The 22,505-nt window shown below is 43.0% G+C and carries 18 protein-coding genes and 2 pseudogenes; 11 read left to right on the top strand and 9 right to left on the bottom strand.

Translation table 11 applies throughout. The annotated features are described in order from the left end of the window. Positions 1–62: 62 nt before the first annotated feature. The 7 genes and pseudogenes from ABM313_RS09640 to ABM313_RS09610 all read right to left on the bottom strand — a co-directional run bounded on the left by ABM313_RS09640 (position 63) and on the right by ABM313_RS09610 (position 7,604). Positions 63–1,215: pseudogene (locus ABM313_RS09640) on the bottom strand (IS630 family transposase). 310 nt (positions 1,216–1,525) lie between these two features. Next, positions 1,526–2,679, bottom strand: a protein-coding gene (locus ABM313_RS09635) for an IS630 family transposase (RefSeq protein WP_434687592.1) whose coding sequence is annotated in 2 segments (ribosomal slippage) — positions 1,526–2,238 and positions 2,238–2,679 — 1,155 coding nt in all. Because the reading frame shifts where the segments join, the coding sequence is not laid out codon by codon here. 216 nt (positions 2,680–2,895) lie between these two features. Continuing rightward, on the bottom strand, positions 2,896–3,888 hold the full coding sequence (locus ABM313_RS09630) for a PDDEXK nuclease domain-containing protein (RefSeq protein ID WP_434687591.1): 993 nt from the start codon (positions 3,886–3,888) through the stop codon (positions 2,896–2,898). Between the two features lie 135 nt (positions 3,889–4,023). Beyond that, complete coding sequence (locus ABM313_RS09625) at positions 4,024–4,485, bottom strand: hypothetical protein (protein WP_434687589.1); 462 nt, start codon at positions 4,483–4,485, stop codon at positions 4,024–4,026. Positions 4,486–4,647: 162 nt separating this feature from the next. Next, positions 4,648–5,013, bottom strand: a complete 366-nt coding sequence (locus tag ABM313_RS09620) for a hypothetical protein (RefSeq protein WP_434687587.1) — start codon at positions 5,011–5,013, stop codon at positions 4,648–4,650. 12 nt (positions 5,014–5,025) lie between these two features. Further along, positions 5,026–5,607 carry a DUF6232 family protein gene (locus tag ABM313_RS09615; RefSeq protein ID WP_434687585.1) on the bottom strand — a complete coding sequence of 194 codons (582 nt, stop codon included), beginning with the start codon at positions 5,605–5,607 and terminating at the stop codon, positions 5,026–5,028. A gap of 551 nt (positions 5,608–6,158) precedes the next feature. Then, on the bottom strand, positions 6,159–7,604 hold the full coding sequence (locus tag ABM313_RS09610) for a folate/biopterin family MFS transporter (RefSeq protein WP_434687583.1): 1,446 nt from the start codon (positions 7,602–7,604) through the stop codon (positions 6,159–6,161). 354 nt (positions 7,605–7,958) lie between these two features. Between ABM313_RS09610 and ABM313_RS09605 the strand changes: the two genes are divergently transcribed. From ABM313_RS09605 to ABM313_RS09595, 3 genes are all read left to right on the top strand, one after another. After that, complete coding sequence (locus ABM313_RS09605) at positions 7,959–8,573, top strand: nucleoside triphosphate pyrophosphatase (protein WP_434687582.1); 615 nt, start codon at positions 7,959–7,961, stop codon at positions 8,571–8,573. After that, positions 8,570–10,360 (top strand): 2-succinyl-5-enolpyruvyl-6-hydroxy-3-cyclohexene-1-carboxylic-acid synthase, encoded by a 1,791-nt coding sequence (gene menD, locus ABM313_RS09600; RefSeq protein ID WP_434687581.1) that lies wholly within the window; start codon positions 8,570–8,572, stop codon positions 10,358–10,360. The genes ABM313_RS09605 and menD overlap by 4 nt, the downstream gene beginning before the upstream one ends. Before the next feature lie 288 nt (positions 10,361–10,648). Beyond that, positions 10,649–11,218, top strand: a complete 570-nt coding sequence (locus ABM313_RS09595) for a Uma2 family endonuclease (protein ID WP_434687580.1) — start codon at positions 10,649–10,651, stop codon at positions 11,216–11,218. Between the two features lie 34 nt (positions 11,219–11,252). Here the strand turns inward: ABM313_RS09595 and thiO are convergent, their stop codons facing one another. Beyond that, positions 11,253–12,284 carry a glycine oxidase ThiO gene (gene thiO, locus ABM313_RS09590; protein ID WP_434687579.1) on the bottom strand — a complete coding sequence of 344 codons (1,032 nt, stop codon included), beginning with the start codon at positions 12,282–12,284 and terminating at the stop codon, positions 11,253–11,255. 102 nt (positions 12,285–12,386) lie between these two features. Beyond that, on the bottom strand, positions 12,387–13,046 hold the full coding sequence (locus tag ABM313_RS09585; RefSeq protein WP_434687577.1) for a class I SAM-dependent methyltransferase: 660 nt from the start codon (positions 13,044–13,046) through the stop codon (positions 12,387–12,389). Between the two features lie 239 nt (positions 13,047–13,285). Here ABM313_RS09585 and ABM313_RS09580 point away from each other — a divergent pair, with 239 nt between their 5' ends. From ABM313_RS09580 to ABM313_RS09545, 8 genes and pseudogenes are all read left to right on the top strand, one after another. After that, positions 13,286–14,317: a chlorophyll a/b binding light-harvesting protein gene (locus ABM313_RS09580; protein WP_434687575.1), complete on the top strand. Its 1,032-nt coding sequence runs from the start codon at positions 13,286–13,288 to the stop codon at positions 14,315–14,317. Between the two features lie 185 nt (positions 14,318–14,502). Then, positions 14,503–15,156 carry a Crp/Fnr family transcriptional regulator gene (locus ABM313_RS09575; protein ID WP_434687574.1) on the top strand — a complete coding sequence of 218 codons (654 nt, stop codon included), beginning with the start codon at positions 14,503–14,505 and terminating at the stop codon, positions 15,154–15,156. Positions 15,157–15,207: 51 nt separating this feature from the next. After that, a complete protein-coding gene (fldA, locus tag ABM313_RS09570; RefSeq protein WP_434687572.1) occupies positions 15,208–15,717 on the top strand; it encodes a flavodoxin FldA in 510 nt (169 codons plus the stop codon). A 127-nt stretch (positions 15,718–15,844) separates the two neighbouring features. Then, positions 15,845–16,768: a FecCD family ABC transporter permease gene (locus tag ABM313_RS09565; protein WP_434688430.1), complete on the top strand. Its 924-nt coding sequence runs from the start codon at positions 15,845–15,847 to the stop codon at positions 16,766–16,768. A 2-nt stretch (positions 16,769–16,770) separates the two neighbouring features. Beyond that, entirely contained in the window at positions 16,771–17,622 is an 852-nt protein-coding gene (locus tag ABM313_RS09560) for an ABC transporter ATP-binding protein (RefSeq protein ID WP_434687571.1), read from the top strand. Positions 17,623–17,802: 180 nt separating this feature from the next. Continuing rightward, entirely contained in the window at positions 17,803–20,454 is a 2,652-nt protein-coding gene (locus ABM313_RS09555; protein WP_434687569.1) for a TonB-dependent hemoglobin/transferrin/lactoferrin family receptor, read from the top strand. Between the two features lie 69 nt (positions 20,455–20,523). Continuing rightward, positions 20,524–20,862: pseudogene (locus tag ABM313_RS09550) on the top strand (VOC family protein); the annotation flags it as partial. A gap of 576 nt (positions 20,863–21,438) precedes the next feature. Further along, the gene (locus tag ABM313_RS09545; RefSeq protein ID WP_434687567.1) at positions 21,439–22,359 is read left to right on the top strand and encodes an ABC transporter substrate-binding protein; all 921 of its coding nucleotides are present in this window, start codon (positions 21,439–21,441) and stop codon (positions 22,357–22,359) included. Positions 22,360–22,505 lie beyond the last annotated feature (146 nt).

The following is a 22,505-nucleotide window of genomic DNA, read 5'->3' as shown; positions in this document are numbered from 1 at the left end:
CGTTACATTTCATTAACGCACCCTACTGGACTGTTTCATCTAAAATAGTGCAATAGATACGGTTATTCTTCTTGCTCAAATACTGGATAAAGATGTTTCAGTTTGACTCTGGCATCGCTTGTCGAAAACCTCCATATTACTTTGGATGCATTCTGATTTCGAGACTTTTGCCAAGCGTCTATCTCCTCTTTGAGTTTGTCCTTGCTAGGAATCCGTCTATCTAAACATTGTTTTGATAAGACACTCAATTCGGTTTCGGCTACATTCAACCAACTACCATTACGCGGCGTATGATAAATTTCTAGTCTTCTTGCTAAACGATGAGCTTCTGGTGCAGGAAATGCTTCATACAGCGAAGCTATATTATGGGTATTCAGATTATCACTGAGTAGCTTTACTTTTCGTGCATTCGGATAGTCCTCATCCAACAATTGACGTATTTCCTCAGCCCAATCTATCCTTGTTCGACTATCTCGGCTACTCACCCGTCTCCATCCTCGATGAGGGTCAACAAACATGAATAGGGCTTGAACACCTTCACGCTCATAGTGGTAGTCTTCTTTTTTATCTTGTCCAGGTTGCATCGCTATTGGTGGATAAACCTCTCCGAGTAGTTGCTTTGATGCTTCATCCATTGCAATCAACGGTTCTTCTTCGCATGGCTCCGTGCTATACAAGTCAAGGACGACTTCCATTTCTGCCACAAATCTTGCTAAATCTCTTTCGGGAATACAAAATCTCTGGGTTTTCCAAGGTCGTAATTCGTTTTTTTTAGAGTACGCCACACCGTTGATGCGGAAATTTCGGTAATAACTTGTCTTTGCTTGAGTTCTGACGTTAATAGTCTGATTGTCCACTCAGCACGTCCTTCTGGTGGGTCTGCACAACACAGAGCAATTATGTGGGCTTCGCTAGAGCCATCGACCTTGGGCGGTGTGGGGGCGTTTTCCTTAATTGTCTCTCTAGTGCAGGTTTTTCACCTTTTTGCAGAAATCTTTGGCGAATTCGACCTACGGTGTTTCTATGCACCTGCAATGCTTCTGCTATTTCTTCATCAGTCCATGTTCTCTTGCTGTATTTTCCTTCATCACACATCAGTAAAATTCTGGCGTGCAAGATCTTTTTTGCAGGTGCATAGCCATTTCGACTAATTTGTTCTAAGTTTTCTCTATCCTCTACTGTTAAATAGACTTTATCTCGCCTTCCTCTTCCCATGATTAGGGCTCTCCAAACCAATATCTATTGCACTATTTTAGATGAAACAGTCCACTACTGGACTGTTTCATCTAAAGTGATGCAATAGTCGATCTATCAAAAAGCTTGTTAAGACTGACTTCACCTAGTTTTCTATTACACTATTTTAGATGAAACAGTCCACTACTGGACTGTTTCATCTAAAGTGATGCAATAGTCGATCTATCAAAAAGCTTGTTAAGACTGACTTCACCTAGTTTTCTATTACACTATTTTAGATGAAACAGTCCACTACTGGACTGTTTCATCTAAAATAGTGCAATAGATACGGTTATTCTTCTTGCTCAAATACTGGATAAAGATGTTTCAGTTTGACTCTGGCATCGCTTGTCGAAAACCTCCATATTACTTTGGATGCATTCTGATTTCGAGACTTTTGCCAAGCGTCTATCTCCTCTTTGAGTTTGTCCTTGCTAGGAATCCGTCTATCTAAACATTGTTTTGATAAGACACTCAATTCGGTTTCGGCTACATTCAACCAACTACCATTACGCGGCGTATGATAAATTTCTAGTCTTCTTGCTAAACGATGAGCTTCTGGTGCAGGAAATGCTTCATACAGCGAAGCTATATTATGGGTATTCAGATTATCACTGAGTAGCTTTACTTTTCGTGCATTCGGATAGTCCTCATCCAACAATTGACGTATTTCCTCAGCCCAATCTATCCTTGTTCGACTATCTCGGCTACTCACCCGTCTCCATCCTCGATGAGGGTCAACAAACATGAATAGGGCTTGAACACCTTCACGCTCATAGTGGTAGTCTTCTTTTTTATCTTGTCCAGGTTGCATCGCTATTGGTGGATAAACCTCTCCGAGTAGTTGCTTTGATGCTTCATCCATTGCAATCAACGGTTCTTCTTCGCATGGCTCCGTGCTATACAAGTCAAGGACGACTTCCATTTCTGCCACAAATCTTGCTAAATCTCTTTCGGGAATACAAAATCTCTGGGTTTTCCAAGGTCGTAATTCGTTTTTTTTAGAGTACGCCACACCGTTGATGCGGAAATTTCGGTAATAACTTGTCTTTGCTTGAGTTCTGACGTTAATAGTCTGATTGTCCACTCAGCACGTCCTTCTGGTGGGTCTGCACAACACAGAGCAATTATGTGGGCTTCGCTAGAGCCATCGACCTTGGGCGGTGTGGGGGGCGTTTTCCTTAATTGTCTCTCTAGTGCAGGTTTTTCACCTTTTTGCAGAAATCTTTGGCGAATTCGACCTACGGTGTTTCTATGCACCTGCAATGCTTCTGCTATTTCTTCATCAGTCCATGTTCTCTTGCTGTATTTTCCTTCATCACACATCAGTAAAATTCTGGCGTGCAAGATCTTTTTTGCAGGTGCATAGCCATTTCGACTAATTTGTTCTAAGTTTTCTCTATCCTCTACTGCTAAATAGACTTTATCTCGCCTTCCTCTTCCCATGATTAGGGCTCTCCAAACCAATATCTATTGCACTATTTTAGATGAAACAGTCCACTACAAGATCGGTGATCGCACTAACGGTCTAGTTGAGCCGCCTCAGTCAATCTTTAGCTTTTAAAGATCACTTTTGATGAAGTCGTCTCCAACGCAGTGTTAGACCATACCTCACGCAGGCAAAGATTGAGAGCGAAATATTTTTGCATTTTAGCCTCAGCATTATTCTTCTCTGTTTGCGAGTAATTCATAGAACTCATTCAGTTTTCTTCGCAAAAGTTCTTTCGGGATGAGTGTGATTTCGTATTCTGCAACAACGGTAGGACTGATAGATCGACTGAGAGCGTATTCTACAACTTCATCATCTTTGTCTCGGCAAAGCAGAACACCAATACTAGGATTTTCGTGAGGTTTTTTAATGTCGCGATCAAGGGCTTCGAGGTAGAATTCAAGTTGTCCGAGGTATTCAGGTCGAAATTTATCGATTTTGAGTTCAAAAGCAACGAGGCTTTGAAGTTCACGATGATAGAAAAGTAGATCGATGAAAAAGTCACTATTGCCAACTTGTAGTCGATATTCTTCTCCAAGGAAAGTAAAGTCTCGACCAAGTTCTAGGATAAACTCTTTAAGATAGGCGACAAGAGATGCTTTTAGCTCATTCTCAGAGTGATTAGATGGCAGGTTGAGAAAATCGAGGACGTAACTATCTCGAAAGATTCCAGCGAGCGGTTTAGGGTGGGCAATTTGCAAAAGTTTATCATCGGCGAGACGTGTGCGCTCAAAGATACCGCTATTGATTTGGCGATCAAGTTCACGGGTGCTGTAACGTTCGGTAGCAGCGAGTTCTAGATAAAAAAGTCGCTCGGATTCAGTCTTGCAGCGTGAGATGAGGATAGAATGATGAGTCCAGCTTAATTGTGTCAGCAGTGACGACACAATTCCAGAATTTGGATAGATTTCATAAAATTGTCGCATTCTGTAAAGGTTACGCTTTTCAAATCCTTTGAGATTAGGCTCTTGAGTTTGGATAAAGGTTGCAAGTTGTTCAACTGTTTTTTGCCCCCATTCGCTAGTTGCCAAGCGATCGCTGATGTATTTACCGATGCTCCAGTATAGTTTGATCAGTTCTTGGTTTGCAGTAGCGATGACCTTTTGCTGGACAGTTTTGATAAGAGTGAGAACTTCAGCAAATTGAGGATGCAAAGAGTCTGACATTAAGTGATTTTACTGAAAACTTTAATATTTAATAGTATTGTACAAGGCATCTCAAACTGCATCAAAGCAAGGTGAGCTAAATTTTATTAACGCACCTTACAAGATTTGCTACTAACGATTTCCATAGCAAGTTGTTTAGCAAGACCAACACTGACCTCCACAGCTTGTCAAAAACGGAGATACTCGGAAGGGAACACATCCTAAATGTGCTTCAGCGTATGAAGACATGATTTTCATTTCTTCATCACTCATCTTGTTGTCAACATCTTCAGGCTGATGATGAATGTAAGATCCCTTGCCACAAAGAGCAGCGCAAAGATTTAGGTAATCTCGTGTGAAGATCAAATGACTGTGCCAAATTTCATCTAACTCAGGATTTGGAACATAAAGCCAACGATCAGTGACGTACGATAGAAGAACCATCCAACTCTGGTACTCTTCAATCGCCTTGTCAATATCAAAGTCTGCTGAAGCGTATTTCATGACACGCTTTCTAACACAGGAAAAATCCCAGTCTTTGACGATCTTAAAGCGATCCTCAAGGGGCAATTGTAGCGGCTCTTTGAAAAGAAAGGGTTTGTTGGCAGTAGAAATCATAAAGTTCTACCAGTGATTACATTGGTGTGGATTCTAGATTATTTCCCGATATTCAGTCTAACGGCTTAGTTGAGCGGCAAAAGATCGCCTCTAAACTAATACTAAAATATCACAACTTTGTCCGCTCCAACGAAGTGTTAGACCGATGGTAGCTTGACAACGTTAGATACTTGCTTGAAGCCAACCCTTGACAACCGCTTTACCAACTTTGAGGTATTTATTATCTAAAAAAAACTCCTCAATAGCGGTTTGACCACCTTCTTTTAGTGCAGCAATTGCGCGTTGTTTAAGATCAGGTTTAGCTGCTATGTCAATGTAGGCGACTTGTTGCATTTCAGTTGCACTTGGATTTGTTTTCTCAAGTTGTTTTAAAAGGCTTTGTATCTCTTCAGCCGCTTCTGCAAGAGTACTTCTTGGCTCGGATTCTACCACATTGTTTACACTACTAACGGAAATATTTCCATTAACATTACCAGTAGAAATAACGCCGCCAATTACATCACTAGCGCTAACAGACTTGTCTATCATTTCCTATTTCTCCTAAATACTGAGGTTATTAACTACGTCACCTGAAACCTGCCCAGATACAACAGAAGAACCATAGCTTTGACCAATATTGATTGATTTGTCTTCAATCTGAAGAGTTTCAAAGTTAAATGTCAAAGCTTTTGGCTCTTCACTATTCAGAACGCGATATATGTTCAGAATAATACTCAGAACGAAATCTTTGCTTTTACTTGTAAGGATCATTGATTCGCCAGAGTTCATTACGAGTTTTAATCCAAACTTCTCGACCTTTCGAGTTTTGTCTAACTGACTATGCTGCCAAAATAGCCATGCAGCATAGCCCAGAATTAAAATGCCGATAAAAACGAACAAGAGAACGACTCCGAGTCCTACGAGAAACCAGTACCATGTTGGCACATTTGTATTAACTGCATATGTTTCCGAAAGGTCAGCAAGTGTAACACTTGAAATGTTCCGAACTTGATAAACCGTATTACCGAATACAAGAGTATTATCAACTATCTTGAGTAAACTGGTTTTGATTGTCTTGCCTTCTTGTTCGTTACTTCCTTGAGGTAACAATTGGTGCAGTTGAGACTGAAGCGATTGACTCATCCTAATTTCCCAAAACGTCTAGTATTCTAATCGGTCTAACTATGTATTAGACGGAAAAATTCTGTCTAATGTCACTATAAGCGATATAGGCTGAAAGTCAATATTCTGTCTAATCACCCTATACGAGATACTATACAGAAAAATTCGGGCTATTTACCCTATATGGAATGTTATACAGAAAAATTCTGCCTAATCACCTAAATGGTGTGTTAGCCCGACAGTATAATACATTATTCGGATTAGTTTCTTTATAATTTTATTCCGTAGCCTAAGCTGCCACCTCGGAAATTGCTAGACAGAGTAAGCGATCGCATACCTTACTTTTTACGCCATCTCTAAAACGCTTTGTATACAAGGGTTTTATAAATAAACTTATTCGCAATAAGTCTTACTTAATGACAATATATAACGCTAGAATAGGGACTCTGACGGTATGCATATTGACGGTTACGCTGGAATAAAAAGATAACAGGAAAAGTAAGCTACGCCATTTTGTGCTTTCAAAAATCAAATATAATGGCGGCGCAAAGCGCCGCCATCACCTTTGGGTTTTATAAATTGAGAGCCTCTTCAGTAGTGCTAACAGGAACTTGAGGAGAAGTTTCTTGCTTAATATTTTTATCTTCGGGCAACCACTTTAAAAGCGGTAATGGTAAAAGACTGGTGAGATTGGCAATTAAAACCAATAACCATAAATTATCAAAATTAGATTCGGTAACGCCTAGTAGATAAGTCAAACCTGCCCCTAGTTGAAAAGAACATAGCGCAGAAATATTCAACACTGACATTAACAATGCAAATAAAGTAGCCTCGATACCTTCAGGACATAGCCGTGCTGCTAACACCAGCACAGGCATAAAAGCAATCCGCCCTGCCACAGTCAAAATTAAGTTGTCTCCAAGACTAAACCAGCGATCGTCAATACCCAGTGAGCGATTAGCATGGGTGACTAGCAATAAACTCGTAAGTCCTAATAAAGTCGAGACAATCGTTGTCCAGAAGAATATCTTGCGAGTTGGTACACCTCTAAAAAAGCGCTGAAATAGCCATACACCTAATAGTCCCGCCCAACTTCCAAAAAATCGGATTGTCCCAAGAAACTCAGGATTAAAATTCAGCTCATTGGTTGTGAAATAGAAGAAAGCAGTATCGGCACTTGGTGAAGCCTGCCAACAGAACAAGAAAGCCGCAGGTAGCCAAATCGCCTTATTTGTAAAGGCTTGACGTAATTGGATACAGTTAAACTTGAGCGACATCCAGATCTGTGAATTTCGCGATAACTGTTCTGGCTTTCCTGGCTTTGTAAGTGCTTCTGTCGGTGATGATGGTGTACCATCGGCGGAATTATGAGAAGTATCGGGAGTCACAATAAAAATTGTAGACATGGGAGGATCGGCGATCGCAAAGGCTGAAATGCCCACCAAAAGTGGCAAAATCGCTGTAATTTCAAAAACGAATTTCGCACCAAAATGTTCTAATAGATAGCCACTCAAATAAGCAGAGATAATTGCCCCGATCGACGAAGCAATCCAACTAAAGGACTGTAATGATCCTGCATCGCCTTCTGGTTCTAGTCGGGCGCGTTGGACAATCAGAGCATCAGTAATTGCATCAGAAAAGGCAAGTGATAAGGAACCAGTCGCAATCATGGCGATCGCCCAAAAAGGAGTGGCGACCCATGAACTCATACTTACCCATGCAAAAATCCCTAAAACGCTTGATAGCAATAGGTAAGGGCGACGACGATAGCCAAAAACAGGAAATCCGTCAGAGATTAAGCCATATAAGGGTTTAACCGTCCAAGGTAACATTGTAATGCCAACCATTGAGGCAACTTCCGTAGGGCTAAGTCCCAAGTCATCCTTAAGGAAGAAGCTGACGGCAAGTTGCGAAATTGCCATGGCTCCTTGCACAAAATAAATTATTGCGATCGCCCCCAACTCTAGGTCAAACGAGCGCCCTCGTAGTCTTTTGAGCCAGTCTGATTGGATTAGCACGATACGATTGCCCAAATATTAAGAAACTTTAATCTAAGTATATTTTAGTATCAATCTAGAAAAGTTGATAGCCATCGTCAGAAGACAATGCTGGCAATCACTAACTGATTTTAAGCGGATGGAATTCTTGCAATCATACTAAGTCTAGGGCTGGCACGGGGGCGCAGCCCCTACAAAATCTGAATTATCGGGGTAGGGGCAATCCCCCCGTGGTTGCCCTGCTTCGCTAGCAGCAAGAGATTCATCATCTGATTTACAAGTAACATGAGTCACTAACGAAAATAGGGTAGGGTAAATAAGAGAAAAGTTAGCGCAGATTCTGAATATTCTCTCTTTTTTACTTTGCTAGATCCTATGTCCAATCCCATTTTTGTCCTTGCTTCCGCTTCGCCCACACGCAAGAGCATTTTAGAAAATGCTGGTATCAAGCCAGTGATCAGAGTGAGTCACTTTGACGAAGAGGCGATTCAGGTGAGCGATCCCACATCATTAGTAATGACCTTGGCGCAGTGCAAAGCCAAAGCGATCGCCGCAGAATTTACAGGACAGAATGCATTAATTATTGGCTGTGACTCGATCATGTATCTCAATGGCATGATTTACGGTAAGCCCGACTCTAAGCAAACGGCGATCGCTACATGGCAAAAGATGCGCGGCAATTATTGCGAACTCTATACAGGACATTGTTTGATTGATGCTAACAATGAGCGATCGGTTCTACGATACGGAGTAACTAAAGTCCATTTCTCGGAAGTAACTGATGCAGAAATTGATAGCTATGTGGATTCGGGCGAGCCGCTATGCTGTGCAGGATGCTTTACTTTGGAGAAACTGGGGGGATTGCTCATAGATAAAATTGAAGGATGTCACACCAACGTTTTGGGATTGAGCTTACCGATTTTGCGGCAAATGTTAGCTGAACTAGGTTACAGCATTCACTTTAGTGCGAATGGAACTGTAATCAGATGAATACTGCCAATCGGAATACGCTCTGGGCAAGTATTGTTGCTGAAGAACTTTATCGCTCAGGTGTACGCACAGTATGTGTGTCCCCTGGATCAAGGTCTACACCGCTTGTCATCGCTTTTGCGGAACTGCGCGATCGCTGTCCTGATTTTCAGATTTTGGTGCATATTGATGAACGCTCAAGCAGCTTTTTTGCCCTAGGTTTAGCGAAGGTAAAAATGGCTCCTGTGGCGCTACTATGCACATCGGGAACTGCCGCAGCTAATTACTACCCTGCGATTATAGAGGGTTATTATAGTCAGATTCCCCTTGTGGTCTTGACAGCCGATCGCCCGCCAGAAATGCGTGATTGTGGCTCAGGGCAGACTATCGATCAGATTAATATTTATGGAAAGCATGTTCGCTACTTTTTTGAAGTAGGAACACCAGAAATTCTTGGTTTTCGACTGCGTTATTTGCGATCGCTGATTAGCCGTTCTGTCAGTATATCCATGGGCAAAGGTGACAGCCCCGCAGGTGCAGTTCACCTCAACTTCCCCTTTGCCGATCCGATGCCACCTGTGCCTGTGGCTAATGATGTGCCAGAAGATTTAGCACTTAGCAGTCCAGAAGCGATGTTTGGCAATCCATCGGGAGCCGCCTATAGTCAAGTCATTACGGGAATGAGATCGCTCGGTACAGATGCGATCGCGGCTATGGCTAATCAGATTATTAGTCATCCCAAGGGTGTACTAGTTGTGGGTGTGTATGACTCGCCCCCAGACTTTTTAGATGCTGTCCGAAAGCTAGCCAAAGCAACGGGTTATCCATTGCTGATCGAAGCCACAGGAGCGCATCGTCGTGATGAAATTGGACATTATGATAGTTTTTTGCGATCGCCGAATTTCTCTAAGGCTCATGCTCCTGAAATCGTGATTCGTTTTGGAGCAATGCCAACTTCTAAAAGTTACATGCTATGGCTACAGCAGCATATTGGCTGTCAGCAGATCATTGTCGGTAGCACTAATAGCGATCCGACCCACGGACTTACTCAAGCGCTAAATGTTCAGCCCGTTAGCTTTTGCTTGCAGTTAGCCAATTATTTAGAAAATTATGCTCAACCAATTTGGCAAGATAAGCAATGGCGATTAGATTTTGAACTAGCAGAGAGTATCGCCGAACATGCGATCGCTGAATCTCTTGCAGAAATTGATGAATTGTTTGATGGCAAAGTTTATGCAGAACTCGCCGAGATTCTACCTGCGGATACATATATTTATGTGGCTAGTAGTACGCCTATTCGCGATCTTGATACATTCTTCCATAGCGATCGCCCGATTACAGTTTTAGCCAATCGTGGTGCAAATGGTATTGATGGAACTTTATCAAGCGCTCTTGGAGCGGCGTGGGGATGCGATCATCCGATAGTTCTCATCTGTGGAGATCTAGCGTTCTATCATGACCTCAATGGATTATTGGCAGCAAAAAAATATAATATTTCGCTCACGGTAATTCTGCTCAATAATGATGGCGGTGGTATTTTTGATTTACTACCCATTTCTAAATTTGAAGATACCTTTGAAGAATTCTTCGGAACAAGTCATGGACTAGAATTTGCAACGATCATCTCGGCATATAGTTGTGAACATATGCTCATTCAAGATTGGCAAGATTTTCGCGATCGCCTTACTAGTTCTTTGAGTGCGAAGGGAACCCAAGTTTTAGAAATTAGAAGCGATCGCAAGCGTAATAAAGAACTCCATTTTGCGATCTGGAATAAAGTGATCGCAAGTTGCGATCGTAATTTCTAAAACTACGAAGGTCGGAGCGAGGCTCTGCCCTTCGTATATATAGCTGTCGCCATGCTTGTTAGGACATAATACCAAAACACAAAATGGCTACGCCATTTTGCGTTTTTAAAACCCTTACTGGGTTTGGTTTTTAATTCACAAAAGTGTTGCCACACTTTCGTGAATTGGTATAAAACCCAAATAGTGAGAGGCGGCGCTTCGCGCCGCCTCTCACTATTTGGGTTTTGATTTGTCCTGATACAGGTGACTATAGCTATAATTGAATCAAAGTTGGGAGGCTAAAAACTCATGGTACTTGCAACAACTAAGCGCTACACCGTAGATGAATATCTTGAACTAGAAGAAAAAGCTGAGTTTAAAAGTGAATTTGTCAACGGAGAGATCATACCTATGGCAGGTGCAACGGCAAATCATAATATTTTGACTGCTAAGTTTCTAGCTCGAATTTTGTTAGCTCTAGAAGATTTAGATTACGCTGTCTTTATGAGTGATATGCGTCTATGGATGCCAGATCAGAAGCGCTACACCTATCCTGACGTGATGGTGGTTGAGGGACAGCCAGTTTTTACAGATGAGAAACAGACAGGGATTACTAATCCTTGCTTAATTGTCGAAGTTCTCTCTAACTCCACAGGAGAATATGATCGCTCCAATAAGTTTAAGCTTTATCGTTCTATTGCTAGTTTTAAAGAATATATTCTTATCGATCAAAGTAGTTATGGCGTGGATCAATATACTAAGCAAAATGATGGCAGGTGGATCGTAACTGAATATTTAGGTGAAGATGCAATTCTAAAACTAGAATCAGTAAATTTTGAAATTAGTTTGCGAGATTTATACAAGCGCGTTACATTCTAGTAACTTAAAAGCCATGCTTCGCATGGCTTTTAAGTTACTGCAAATAGATAGAATCGGTTATGCCATCAACCATAAAATCGGTGATTAGTTTAGCTGTAATTGGTGCGAAGAGAATCCCATTGCGATAATGCCCCGTTGCCAAAATTAGATTTTCATAATCACTAGCCCCTAGCAGTGGAACTTCATTGGGCGCATGGGGACGGAATCCCCACCATGTTTCAGTGATTTGCATATCGGCGATCGCAGGATATACAGCAATGGCTCTGTTTAATAATTGAGCTATTCCTGCGGCGGTATTACCCTGCGAGAAGCCATTATCCTCAACCGTTGCACCGATCACAATAGTTCCATCTTGGCGCGGCACAATATAGCAACTTGGTGCATAAATCACTCGTTGTAATTTACGATCGCCATCAAATACTGAAAGCATTTGTCCTTTGATGGGTTTAATCGGCAAAGGCAGCAGCGATTGCGTCCAAGCCCCTGTTGCCAACACATAGCGATCGCTCTGCAATTTACCAGCACTAGTATCGAGATGCGTCACACGATTTTGGTCACGCACTATTTGATAGACCGTTGTTCCTTCTAGGATTTTAATTGAGAGTGATCGCGCAGTTGTTAATAGAGCTTGGATAAGTTTGCGATTGTTAACTTGTCCATCTTCAGGTAACCATAGAGAGCCTAAAATATCTTCCCCTAAGCCAGATTGACGTTTGCGAGATTCTTCTCGATTAATATATTTGGGATGTTCAGAGATAACTTGGCGATCTCTTTCTTCTAAAACTGGCGCGATCATCCCACAACACCAGTAGCCGCAGTCTTGTCCTGATAATCGCATCAAGTTCGCTATCCATTGCGGATACATTTCCCGACTGCGAATCCCAAACTCTAGGAGATCTCCCTCTAGTCGTTCTGCTTCAGGTGCGAGCATTCCTGCGGCTGCCCATGTTGCGCCACGTCCACAAAAATCTCGCTCAACCACAGTCACGTTTGCGCCTTTTTGAGAAAGGGCGATCGCTGTCGCTAAGCCAATTATCCCGCCGCCAATTATTAAAACATCAGTCATTCTATTTTGCCAAATTCACATTGCTATAGCGCTTTGCGCTAAATTAAAACCCAAAATTTTTTAAAAGTGGAGCTTTGCTCCACTTTTAAAAAATCTGGTGGTTTAGTTTTCAAGTTCGCAACGAGTTGCTACTACAGCATAAAACGGATCGCTGCTACCCATACCAAACATTGCTAACAAAGGAGAACTTGGGCGCACATTTGCCACTAGTTCAGGACGGGAAAACCCTTTCGGCACAGAAGCAAAATACTTAAAGACCAACTTAGTGCGATCGCTTTCTTCAGTGTCCCGCCATGCTTGAATTGCTTTCTGATAAAACATCCGATTTGAGAAACTAATAATTGTGATTCCACCAACTTTGAGAATGCGATGAATTTCGGCAAATACAGCTTCTGGATATTGCAAATACTGTACGGAGACTGTGTTTAACACGGCATCAAAGGATTGATCAGCAAAGGGTAATACCTGTTGCTGATTGAGATTTTGGACAAAATAATGATTTAAGCGCGGATTTCGTGCCAATTCCTCAGCATTCAGTCCATGTCCCTCTACATGGCTAAATTCCATATCTTCGGGTAGATGCGACACCCAACTACTCATCAAATCAAGAATTCTTGTATTGGGCTGCAATCTCTGACGATAAAGCTCTGTCAATTGCTGAATAAAGCGATCGTCTACATGGGTGACAAAGCGCGGATAGTCATAGAACAGCGCATCATCAGAGTTATCAAGTTTGGTACGTTGTTCTGAGGCAAGTTGCATAGATGGTTAGCAAAAGAGAAGAGATAAGAACTTAATCATACTCAAAAATGCTTTAGTGGCGCAGCTTCGCCGCGCCACTAAAACAACCCATAATTAAGTTTTGTTAAGATTCTAATGAAAGTAATTCTCAATAAAGGTTTCTCAAGTAGGATAAAAGAAGCAAATTATTGAGAGTAATTCCTATTAGTTGCATCTCAAAATCTTAACTTTTGATAACTTATTGTTGATTCTAGGTAGCTATGCAAATCTCTGAAAACCCTAACGTAAAATCTGATTGGTGGGCAGGAAATGCCCGTTTTGCCGATCTATCTGGTCTTTTTATCGTGGCGCATGTGGCTCAAGCCGCATTGATTGCTTTTTGGGCTGGTGCGTTTACTTTGTATGAAATCTCTTGGTATCGAGCTGATCTGCCGATGGGTAGCCAAGGCTTAATTTTACTGCCCCATCTTGCTTCTTTAGGAATTGGCGTTGGTGAAGGTGGTATTATTATTGATAGTTATTCCTATTTTGTGATTGGCTCAATCCACCTGATCGCATCCGCAGTTTTAGCGGCAGGAGCCTTGTTTCACCTCACCAAAACTCCAGCTAGTCTTAAAGAACTTAAGGGCTTTGCCAAAAATTTCCACTTTGAATGGACTGACTCGCGCAAATTGGGGATCATCTTGGGACATCATTTATTGTTCTTGGGGGCTGGTGCATTATTGCTGACGGCAAAAGCAATGTACTGGGGTGGGCTTTATGATTCCACAATTCACGCTGTGAGGGTGGTTACCGATCCAACGCTAAATCCTCTAACTATCTATGGTTATCAAACCCATTTTGCCGATGTAAATAACCTAGAAGACTTGGTTGGTGGTCATATTTATGTCGGACTGATGATGATTGGCGGTGGGATTTGGCATATTGTCATGCCGCCAATGGCTTGGGCAAAGAGAGTCTTGATTTTTTCTAGTGAAGCAATTTTGTCCTATTCCTTAGGTGGAATCGCTCTAGCTGGTTTTGTTGCTTCTTACTTCTGTGCGGTAAATACTCTTGCTTATCCTGTGGAGTTCTATGGCGAAGTTTTGCAAGTGAAACTGAGTGTGATGCCTTTCTATGCTGACACTGTTTCTTTACCTTTGGGAGCGCATACTCCCCGTTGCTGGTTAGCTAATGCCCATTTCATTCTTGCCTTCTTCTTCTTGCAAGGACATTTGTATCATGCACTGAAGGCGATCGGCTTTGATTTCAGTCGTGTTAGTCGGGCTTTGAATATGTCGACTGCGGAATAACCTCGCTTTCAAAGGTGTGGCAAAGCCACGCCTTTGAAAAGAAAAAAAATATTAGAGAACTAAATCATGGCGATGTTTCTTGGTGGTCTGCTCACGATCGCTTCATTAACTTATCTGGTCAACTTTTGGTTACTGATGACCTTGATCCAGAGGTAAATATATAGAGCTTTATAGAGGTTCAAGTCATGAATTCCACATTCGTTAAATTAGCTGATAATCATTTATCAATTTCAATCGAACCTCCCAAATTTTTACATCTTGCCAATCATGGACTTAAGATCTACAACTTCAAGCGGTATGAGTATGTTCCACTTCGCAACGATGTATTGTGGTGCATCAAAAAGGGAATTGTGCGGACGATGACTTGGGACGAAGATGGTAACCAAATTGTCTTGGGTTTATGGAAAGAAGGTGATATTGTCGGGAGCCTCATGTCAACTCTCGATCCTTATCAGATTCAATGCTTGAATGATGTTGAATTGGAAGTTTTGCCATCGATTTTATGGGAACAGGCTTCTACAGCAATTATTAATCATTGCCAACAGACACAACAGTTACTAAGCATCGCTCATTGTCGAACGATCGACCTAAAACTCAAGAAGTTTCTATCTTGGTTGTCAGACAAGTTTGGACAACCTTGCGATCGCGGCATCACTATCGGTATCAAGCTCACCCATCAAGATATTGCCGATACAATTGGCTCAACTAGAGTAACCATGACGCGATCGCTTAATCAACTCCGAATACAGGGTTTACTCAGTTGGAAAAATCACTATTTGACATTACATCAAGATTTTCCTGAAAAAATATTTCCTTCTTTTTGGGAATCTCCTATCTAAATCTTCAACATTCTCGACATTTGCTTACTCTAAACAAGGAAAAATATATCTATGGCTAAGATTGGTTTGTTTTTTGGAACTCAGACTGGCAATACGGAGAGTGCGGCTGAAGAAATCCAAAAAATATTTGGTTCGGGATTAGTCGATCTGCATGATGTCGCTAAAGCCGATTCTAGTGATCTGCTAGACTACGACTGCTTGATTATTGGTTGTCCAACTTGGAATATTGGTGAGCTTCAATCGGATTGGGAAGGATTATTTCCTGAACTTGATGATCTTGATTTTTCTGGTAAGAAAGTTGCTTATTTCGGTTGTGGTGATCAGGTTGGCTATGCGGATAATTTCTTAGATGCGATCGGTATTCTCGAAGAGAAAATCGCTGAACGTGGTGGCAAGACTGTTGGCTATTGGTCAACGGAAGGCTATGATTTTGATGTATCCAAGGCAGTTCGCAATGGTAAATTTGTCGGTCTGGCTCTTGATGATACCAATCAATCAGATTTGACGGAGCAGAGATTGAAGAAGTGGGTAACACTCTTGAGGTCTGAGTTCGGTGTCTAAAGAATTCTTAGGTTAATTTAGATTAATGATAGTTCAGAAAGTAAATCAGAAAGTTAAATTTAATCATCTGCTGCGCGATCGCTTCCTGCCCACGCTAGTTTTGTTGACAGTCGGACTGCTTATTACCATGGCAGTTTCCCTATGCCAAGGAGCCGTACCGATGGGTTGGAATGAACTCTGGCAAGCACTTTGGCATCAAGGAGAATCGGTCAATCAAACGATTATTTGGGAATTGCGATTACCACGCATCATAGCGGCGATGGTGGTTGGTGCGGCACTGGGAATGTCAGGAGCTTTGCTGCAAGGAATGTTGCGAAATGGACTTGCTGATCCCTTTGTGTTAGGGATTTCCGCAGGGGCAGGACTCGTCGCGATCGCCATGATTACCCTTGGCGTAGCTCAGACTTTAGTTCCAGTAGGTGCTTGGTTTGGTGCGATCGCTACGGCAATTCTTGTGTACACCCTTGGCTATTTGGGCGGAGGTTTATCCGTTGAGCGCTTAATTTTGGCAGGTGTGGCGATTAGTTCGATGTTTGGCGCAATCCAAACTACTTTGCTCTTACTTGCCGATGATGGCAGAATTCAGTCGGCGCTAAATTGGCTGATTGGTAGCCTGAATGGACGTGGCTGGAATGAGGTAAATAATGTTGCGCCTTATGTCGGTATGGCGCTAATTGCAGGTTGTCTATTAGCGCGTCCCCTGAATTTGCTAAATCTTGGTGATGACCTCGCATCAGGTTTAGGAACTTCCCTAGTGCGATCGCGTTTAGCGATTGGTGCAGTGGCAAGTTTACTCGCCGCAAGTGCTGTGAGTATGGCGGGACTAATTGGCTTTGTCGGTTTAGTTGTGCCGCACGGTGTGCGCTTGCTCGTTGGTTCTGATTACCGATGGATTTTGCCCTGTTCCGCGATCGGTGGTGCATGGGTGCTGACGTTGGCGGATTTGCTATCGCGACTCGGCACAGTGGAATTACCTGTAGGCGCAGTGACGGCGTTGCTCGGTTCACCTTTATTTATCTGGCTACTCTATCGGCGCGGTCAGAGAGGTTAGTAATGGAAGATTCCCTAGAATATAATCTCTCTGATGCATTGTTAGAGGCGCAAAATCTTGTCGGTGGCTATGGCAAGCAGACAATTTTGCAGAATGTTTCCCTATCTCTCCATAAAGGAGAGTGGTTGAGTTTAGTGGGCGCTAATGGTTCAGGCAAATCGACTTTGCTGAAGCTATGTAGTCGGATTCTGACCCCGCAAACAGGTACGGTTTTACTCGATGGTAAAGCCATTCACCAACAGCCTGCCAATGTTGTTGCCAGACAGTTAGCGATTTTGCCGCAACAGCAGACGGTTCCATCGGGTTTGACGGTGCGACAACTAGTGAGTCTTGGACGCACGCCCCATCAACCTTGGTGGCAATGGGATTTGGATGTGGAGGATCGGCAAATGGTGGAGACAGCGATCGCTCAAACGCAACTCACCGAATTAAGAGATCGCCCTGTCGAACAGCTTTCGGGTGGTGAGCGCCAAAGGGCTTTTTTAGCCTTAACCTTAGCCCAAAATCCTCAAGTTCTCTTGCTAGATGAACCAACCACATTTTTGGATTTGCATCATCAATTAGAACTATTGGAACTGCTGAAGACCCTCAATCAAGAGCGGCAATTGTCGATCATTACGGTGCTGCATGACATTAATCTCGCGATGCGCTATAGCGATCGCCTAGCGATGTTAAAGCAGGGCGTAATCAAAGCGATCGGGCGATCGGCAGATGTCATTACTCCCGATAATCTGCGTCAAGTCTTTGATGTGGAGGCTGTGACGATTATTACGCCTGTAGGTTTACAGATCTGCTTGCTCTCGCCATCGCAAACTTTGGTGAAGAGTCGCGACCCGACTGTTTCTAAAGATTAGCCCTCACCCCTAGCCCTTCTCCCAGAGGGAGAGGGGAGTAAGACTAATTTCTTGTTCCCCTCTCCCTCTGGGAGAAGGGGCTGGGGGTGAGGGTCTTGCTAATTCCCCAAACAAAAAAGGGCAAGCGCCAACTTGCCCTCAAATATCGAATTTTCAATATCAAATCGACATCAATATCATATGAAACTTCATTACATTCTGCTCAAGAATGCCGCTTTTTTATTGCTTGGCATTCCCATACTGCTTGTCCTTGAGGACTGCGCGATCGCTACACCAGAAGTTACACTAGAAGATAAGGGGCTTAAGCCCCTTGCATCACAACTCGCCCAAGCTGCCCCTGTGCAGATAACCAATGTGCAGATTAATCCCACTGGCTCTAGGCTAGAGATCATTTTGGAAACCGCAGAGGGGCGATCGCTTCAGATTGACACTAATAACTTTCGGATTGAAGGGAATAGTCTTGTTGCTGATATTCCCAATGCGGTGTTAGCGATTCCTGATCAAAAAGAATTTAACAGCACTAATCCTACCGCCGAAATTAGCAACATTCGGCTAGTTCAAATAGATGGAAGTACGATTCGTGTCAATGTAACGGGTAAAGCTAATCCACCCGTGCAGGAAGTGACCTTAAAGACTCAAGGTGTCCTATACAGTCTCAATCGTGATGATGATCCTGAAGAAGAAATCACAGTTACAGGGGCAAGACGAGCGCGTCCTGTACGGCTTACGCCAAGCTCCGTTAGCGTCATTGATGCCGATAAACTAGATCAAAATCTTGCTCAAGATTTACGCGATGTCTTCCGCTATGAGCCTAACGTTTCCGTAGGCAATAATCGCCGCTATGGGTTGCAGGACATCAATATTCGCGGACTAGGCGGTAATCGTGTTCTCATTCTCAATGATGGCATTCGTATTCCCACACAGTTCTCCTTCGGCACACCTTCGATTGGGCGCGACTATGTAGATCTTGAAGGTCTACAACGAGTAGAAGTTGTGCGGGGACCTGCTTCGGCACTCTATGGCAGTGATGCTCTCGGTGGAGTGGTGAGTTTCCGTAGCATCGATCCAGAGGACTTATTAAAAAAGCGTCCTAATCAATCGGTGGTGACTAGTCTTTCCACTAATTATGAAACTACGGATCGCAGTTTTACGAATACCGCCGCGATCGCCTTTCGGGATGGGAACCTCGAAGGTCTACTTGGCTATACGCGCCGTGATGGAGCCGAGGCAAGGGTTCCGACGGGTAATGAGTTTGTCGATAGTCGCAGCAATGCCCGCAATAACTGGATCGCCAAATTGGTTTATCGCATTGACCAAACCAGCAAAATCAGTGTGGCGGCGGAAATTTTCCGTAATCGTGATAACTTCAAGGTTGCACCGATTACAGTGGCGGACTTGTTAGGTCCAACAGGATTTCGGGGTCAGGATGAAACGCTCAATTACAACACCTCGCGCGATCGCTTCAGCATTTCCTATGAGTACAAAGATCCCAGTAGTACAGGATTCTTAACTGCCGCTAAAGCTTTGCTGTATTACCAAAATGCCAATGTCGATGAGTTGCGAGTTCAAGATTTTGTGAGAACGGGAGCAGGCGTTGATCAAAGACGAATCCGTAATCTTACAAATACCTTTAGCGATCGCCTATTTGGTGGTGAAGTCCAATTCCAAAGTCAATTTAAAATCGATCAGATTCCCAATATTTTGACCTATGGGGTTGATATTTCTAACACCAGTAATCAAAGGATTCGCAACGGCATCGAAAATCGCTTTAATGGGGCTGGCGTAAATATCCTAAGTACCAATGTAGTTGGTGCTGATAGCTTTCCAGTCAAAGACTTTCCTGATTCTGACACCTTCCGTTTAGGGATTTATGCCCAGAATGAGTTTAACTTTAGTGATACCTTTTCACTCATTGCAGGCTTGCGCTTTGACTCCTATAAACTCACCACCAAAATCGATCAACTTTACCTCAATAATTCTCCCAGTGCGATCGCGGCTGACTTTAGTGATTCGGCAGTTTCCCCTAGTCTTGGCTTTGTCTGGCAAACTGCTCCCGAATGGACGTTAGTGGGGCGCTATGCCAAAGGCTTCCGCACTCCCTTGTATAGTGAAATCAACTCTGGTTTTACAAACTTAACTAATCCTTTCAATCGCTATCAAACTCTCTCAAATCCTAACCTCAAACCAGAAACTAGCGATACCTTTGAGCTAGGAATTCGCGCCAACTATCCCCAATTTAACTTTGCTCTGACTGGCTTTTACAACAGTTACAACAATTTTATTCAATCCTTTGCGAGCTTAGGTAGGGGAACGGTTAATGGTATTCCCAATGTCAACCTCTTTCAGACTCAAAACGTGGCGAGGGCTAGTACCTATGGCTTTGAGCTAAGCAGCGAGTATCGCTTTAGCCCTGAGAATCATGGATTTAGTCTGATTTCGGCACTAGGGTTGACCGTTGGCGATAATTTGACCACCAATCAGCCCCTAGAAACTGTCGATCCGATCAAGTTGGTGACAGGTTTACGCTATCGCGCTCCCGAAAACATTTGGGGTGCAGATTTGATAGCGACCTTTGCAGGGCAACCTCGACTTGCCAGTAACCGACCCGCCAATTCCTATACGCCGCAAGGCTATACTGTGGTTGACCTGACAGGATTTTATAAAATTTCTCCTCAACTCACCTTAAATATGGGCATCTTCAATCTATTTAATACTCAATACTTCCTTTATTCCGATGTGCGTCCTTTGATTACCGCCCCTGCACCAACGGATCTGGCTAGATTTGCTCAATCAGGAATCAGTCTGAGAGCAGGTTTGACCTTTGTATTTTAGTGCGCTGATGTGTCGTGCGTGGCACGACACATCAGCATCAATTCTTTTTCTATTTAGGAGAAATTCAAAATGACTATTCAATTCCGTCACATTATGCTGATGATTAAAGATGTCCCTGCGGCGGTGAAGTTCTATGAAGAAGGCTTAGGGCTGACTGTGGTCAATGCTAGTCCTAACATGGCAGAGCTAGATGCCAATGGCACAAAAATCATTATTCATGGTGCAGAAAACCAAGCAGAAGTAGGTGGATCACCTATTCTTAGTTTTCATGTGGAGAATTTGCAGGAAACGATCGCTAAGTTAGAGTCCCTCGGCGCATCCTTACAGGGGCGGGTACGGGAACCTGCCTTTGGTAAAGTTGCCGCCATGCGATCGCCCGAAGGACATTTGCTAAGCTTGTTGCAACCACATAAACCTACTCAGCAACCAATGACCTTTGAAGAAGCGATCTCCTATACTGAAACCCTGCTATCCCGCAGCGATCTCGATGATGCTCAACTGCAAGCGGAAATCACCAACCTTGTCAAAACTTCCAATGGAGCCAGAGGTTTTTTCGTGTGCTTCTTAACAGGTGCATGGGAACTCGCTGACAATCCTAGCCCTGCGATCATTCAAGCCTTACAAGCAGAACCCAAGGCGATCTCTGAGTTGCTAGTCAAAAATCTCGCCATGTCCACGGCGATGGCTATCACCCATCGCCGCAATGGTAACCCTGATCAAGCTAATGATTCCGATCGCGTCGCTAAACGCACTGCCCTATTAATCGAAAAAGTTGATTTGCCCGAAGTTCGTGCCATTGCCAAGCAAATGCAAGATTCTGCTATTGCAAACAATGGCGAGTATGCAACATTCCTTGAGAAATGGGGCTATGACGCTGAACAAAAACAGGCGATCGCCAATGTTTTAAGTGAATAAACATCATTTTTTGGAGTGGCAAAGCCACTCCAAAAAAACCTTAAAAACCTAACCGCTATATTAGAGAAGATGATTTATCGAGTATTTCAATTCATGCGATCACTTAGAAATTGGTTAGTAATTACCTTAATCGCCATATTTACCGTAGCTTGTAATCCCGCGATCCCTTCTCAATCTGTGGCTCCAACTGCCAATAATCCTTCTAAATCCCAAGTTGCAGAAGTCAAGCCCGTTGGTGCTTCTAAAGTAGTTGCCCTAACTTCATTGTCCGCAGATATTATCTATCGCCTTGATAAAAACAAATTAGTTGGTATTCCCGGAAGCCGATTGTTGAGAGAGAATGCAGACCTATCGAAAATTACTCAAATTAGTGAAGGTCAAACCCCACCTAACTTAGAGAAAATCATTGCGCTCAAGCCTGACTTAGTAATTGGCGCTACGGGATTTCACGATCAAATTTTGGCAAAACTCAAGGGATTGGGTATCAAAACTATGACTTCTAGTATTACTAGTTGGCAGTCCTTAGCAGAATTAACAAAAGCGATCGCCACCGAAATTCAAGCCGATCCCACGGCGCTAATTCAGTCCTATCAATCCCTCCTACCAGCTAAATCGGCAAAGCCAGAACCAACCCTCGTTTTGGTCAGTTCCCAACCAATCCTTGCCCCTAATAAGAACAGTTGGGCGGGGGACTTATTAACCCAATTCCAGATTGATAATGTAGCTGCCGAGATACAAGGACAAAGTCCTATGCGTGGTTACATCACACTATCTGCGGAAAAGGTTTTAGAATCCAATCCGAAGGTTCTTATTCTCGTTGATATAGGTGACGGCACGATTAATAAATTAAAGGAAACTCCCTTTTGGAACAAACTTGATGCTGTCACTAGCGATCGCGTTTATACCTTCGACTATTACGGATTAGTTAATCCCGGAAGCATCGACGCAATCACCAAAGCTTGCAATAAGCTACAGGCGATCGTGAGTTAATTGCTATCTCATCAAAAAAAGAGGCGGCGCGAAGCGCCGCCTCTTTTTTTGATGAGATATTGCTTGGAGATGATAGAGGATGCCTCAGAAACTAGTTGACATTAATTCCTAATTAGGTTTATATTCAAACTAGTTATTAGTAGTAA

The organism is Pseudanabaena minima str. Chao 2107 (assembly GCF_051131155.1).
Lineage (GTDB): Bacteria > Cyanobacteriota > Cyanobacteriia > Pseudanabaenales > Pseudanabaenaceae > Pseudanabaena > Pseudanabaena minima.
This window is presented reverse-complemented; position numbering and strand designations above follow the sequence as displayed.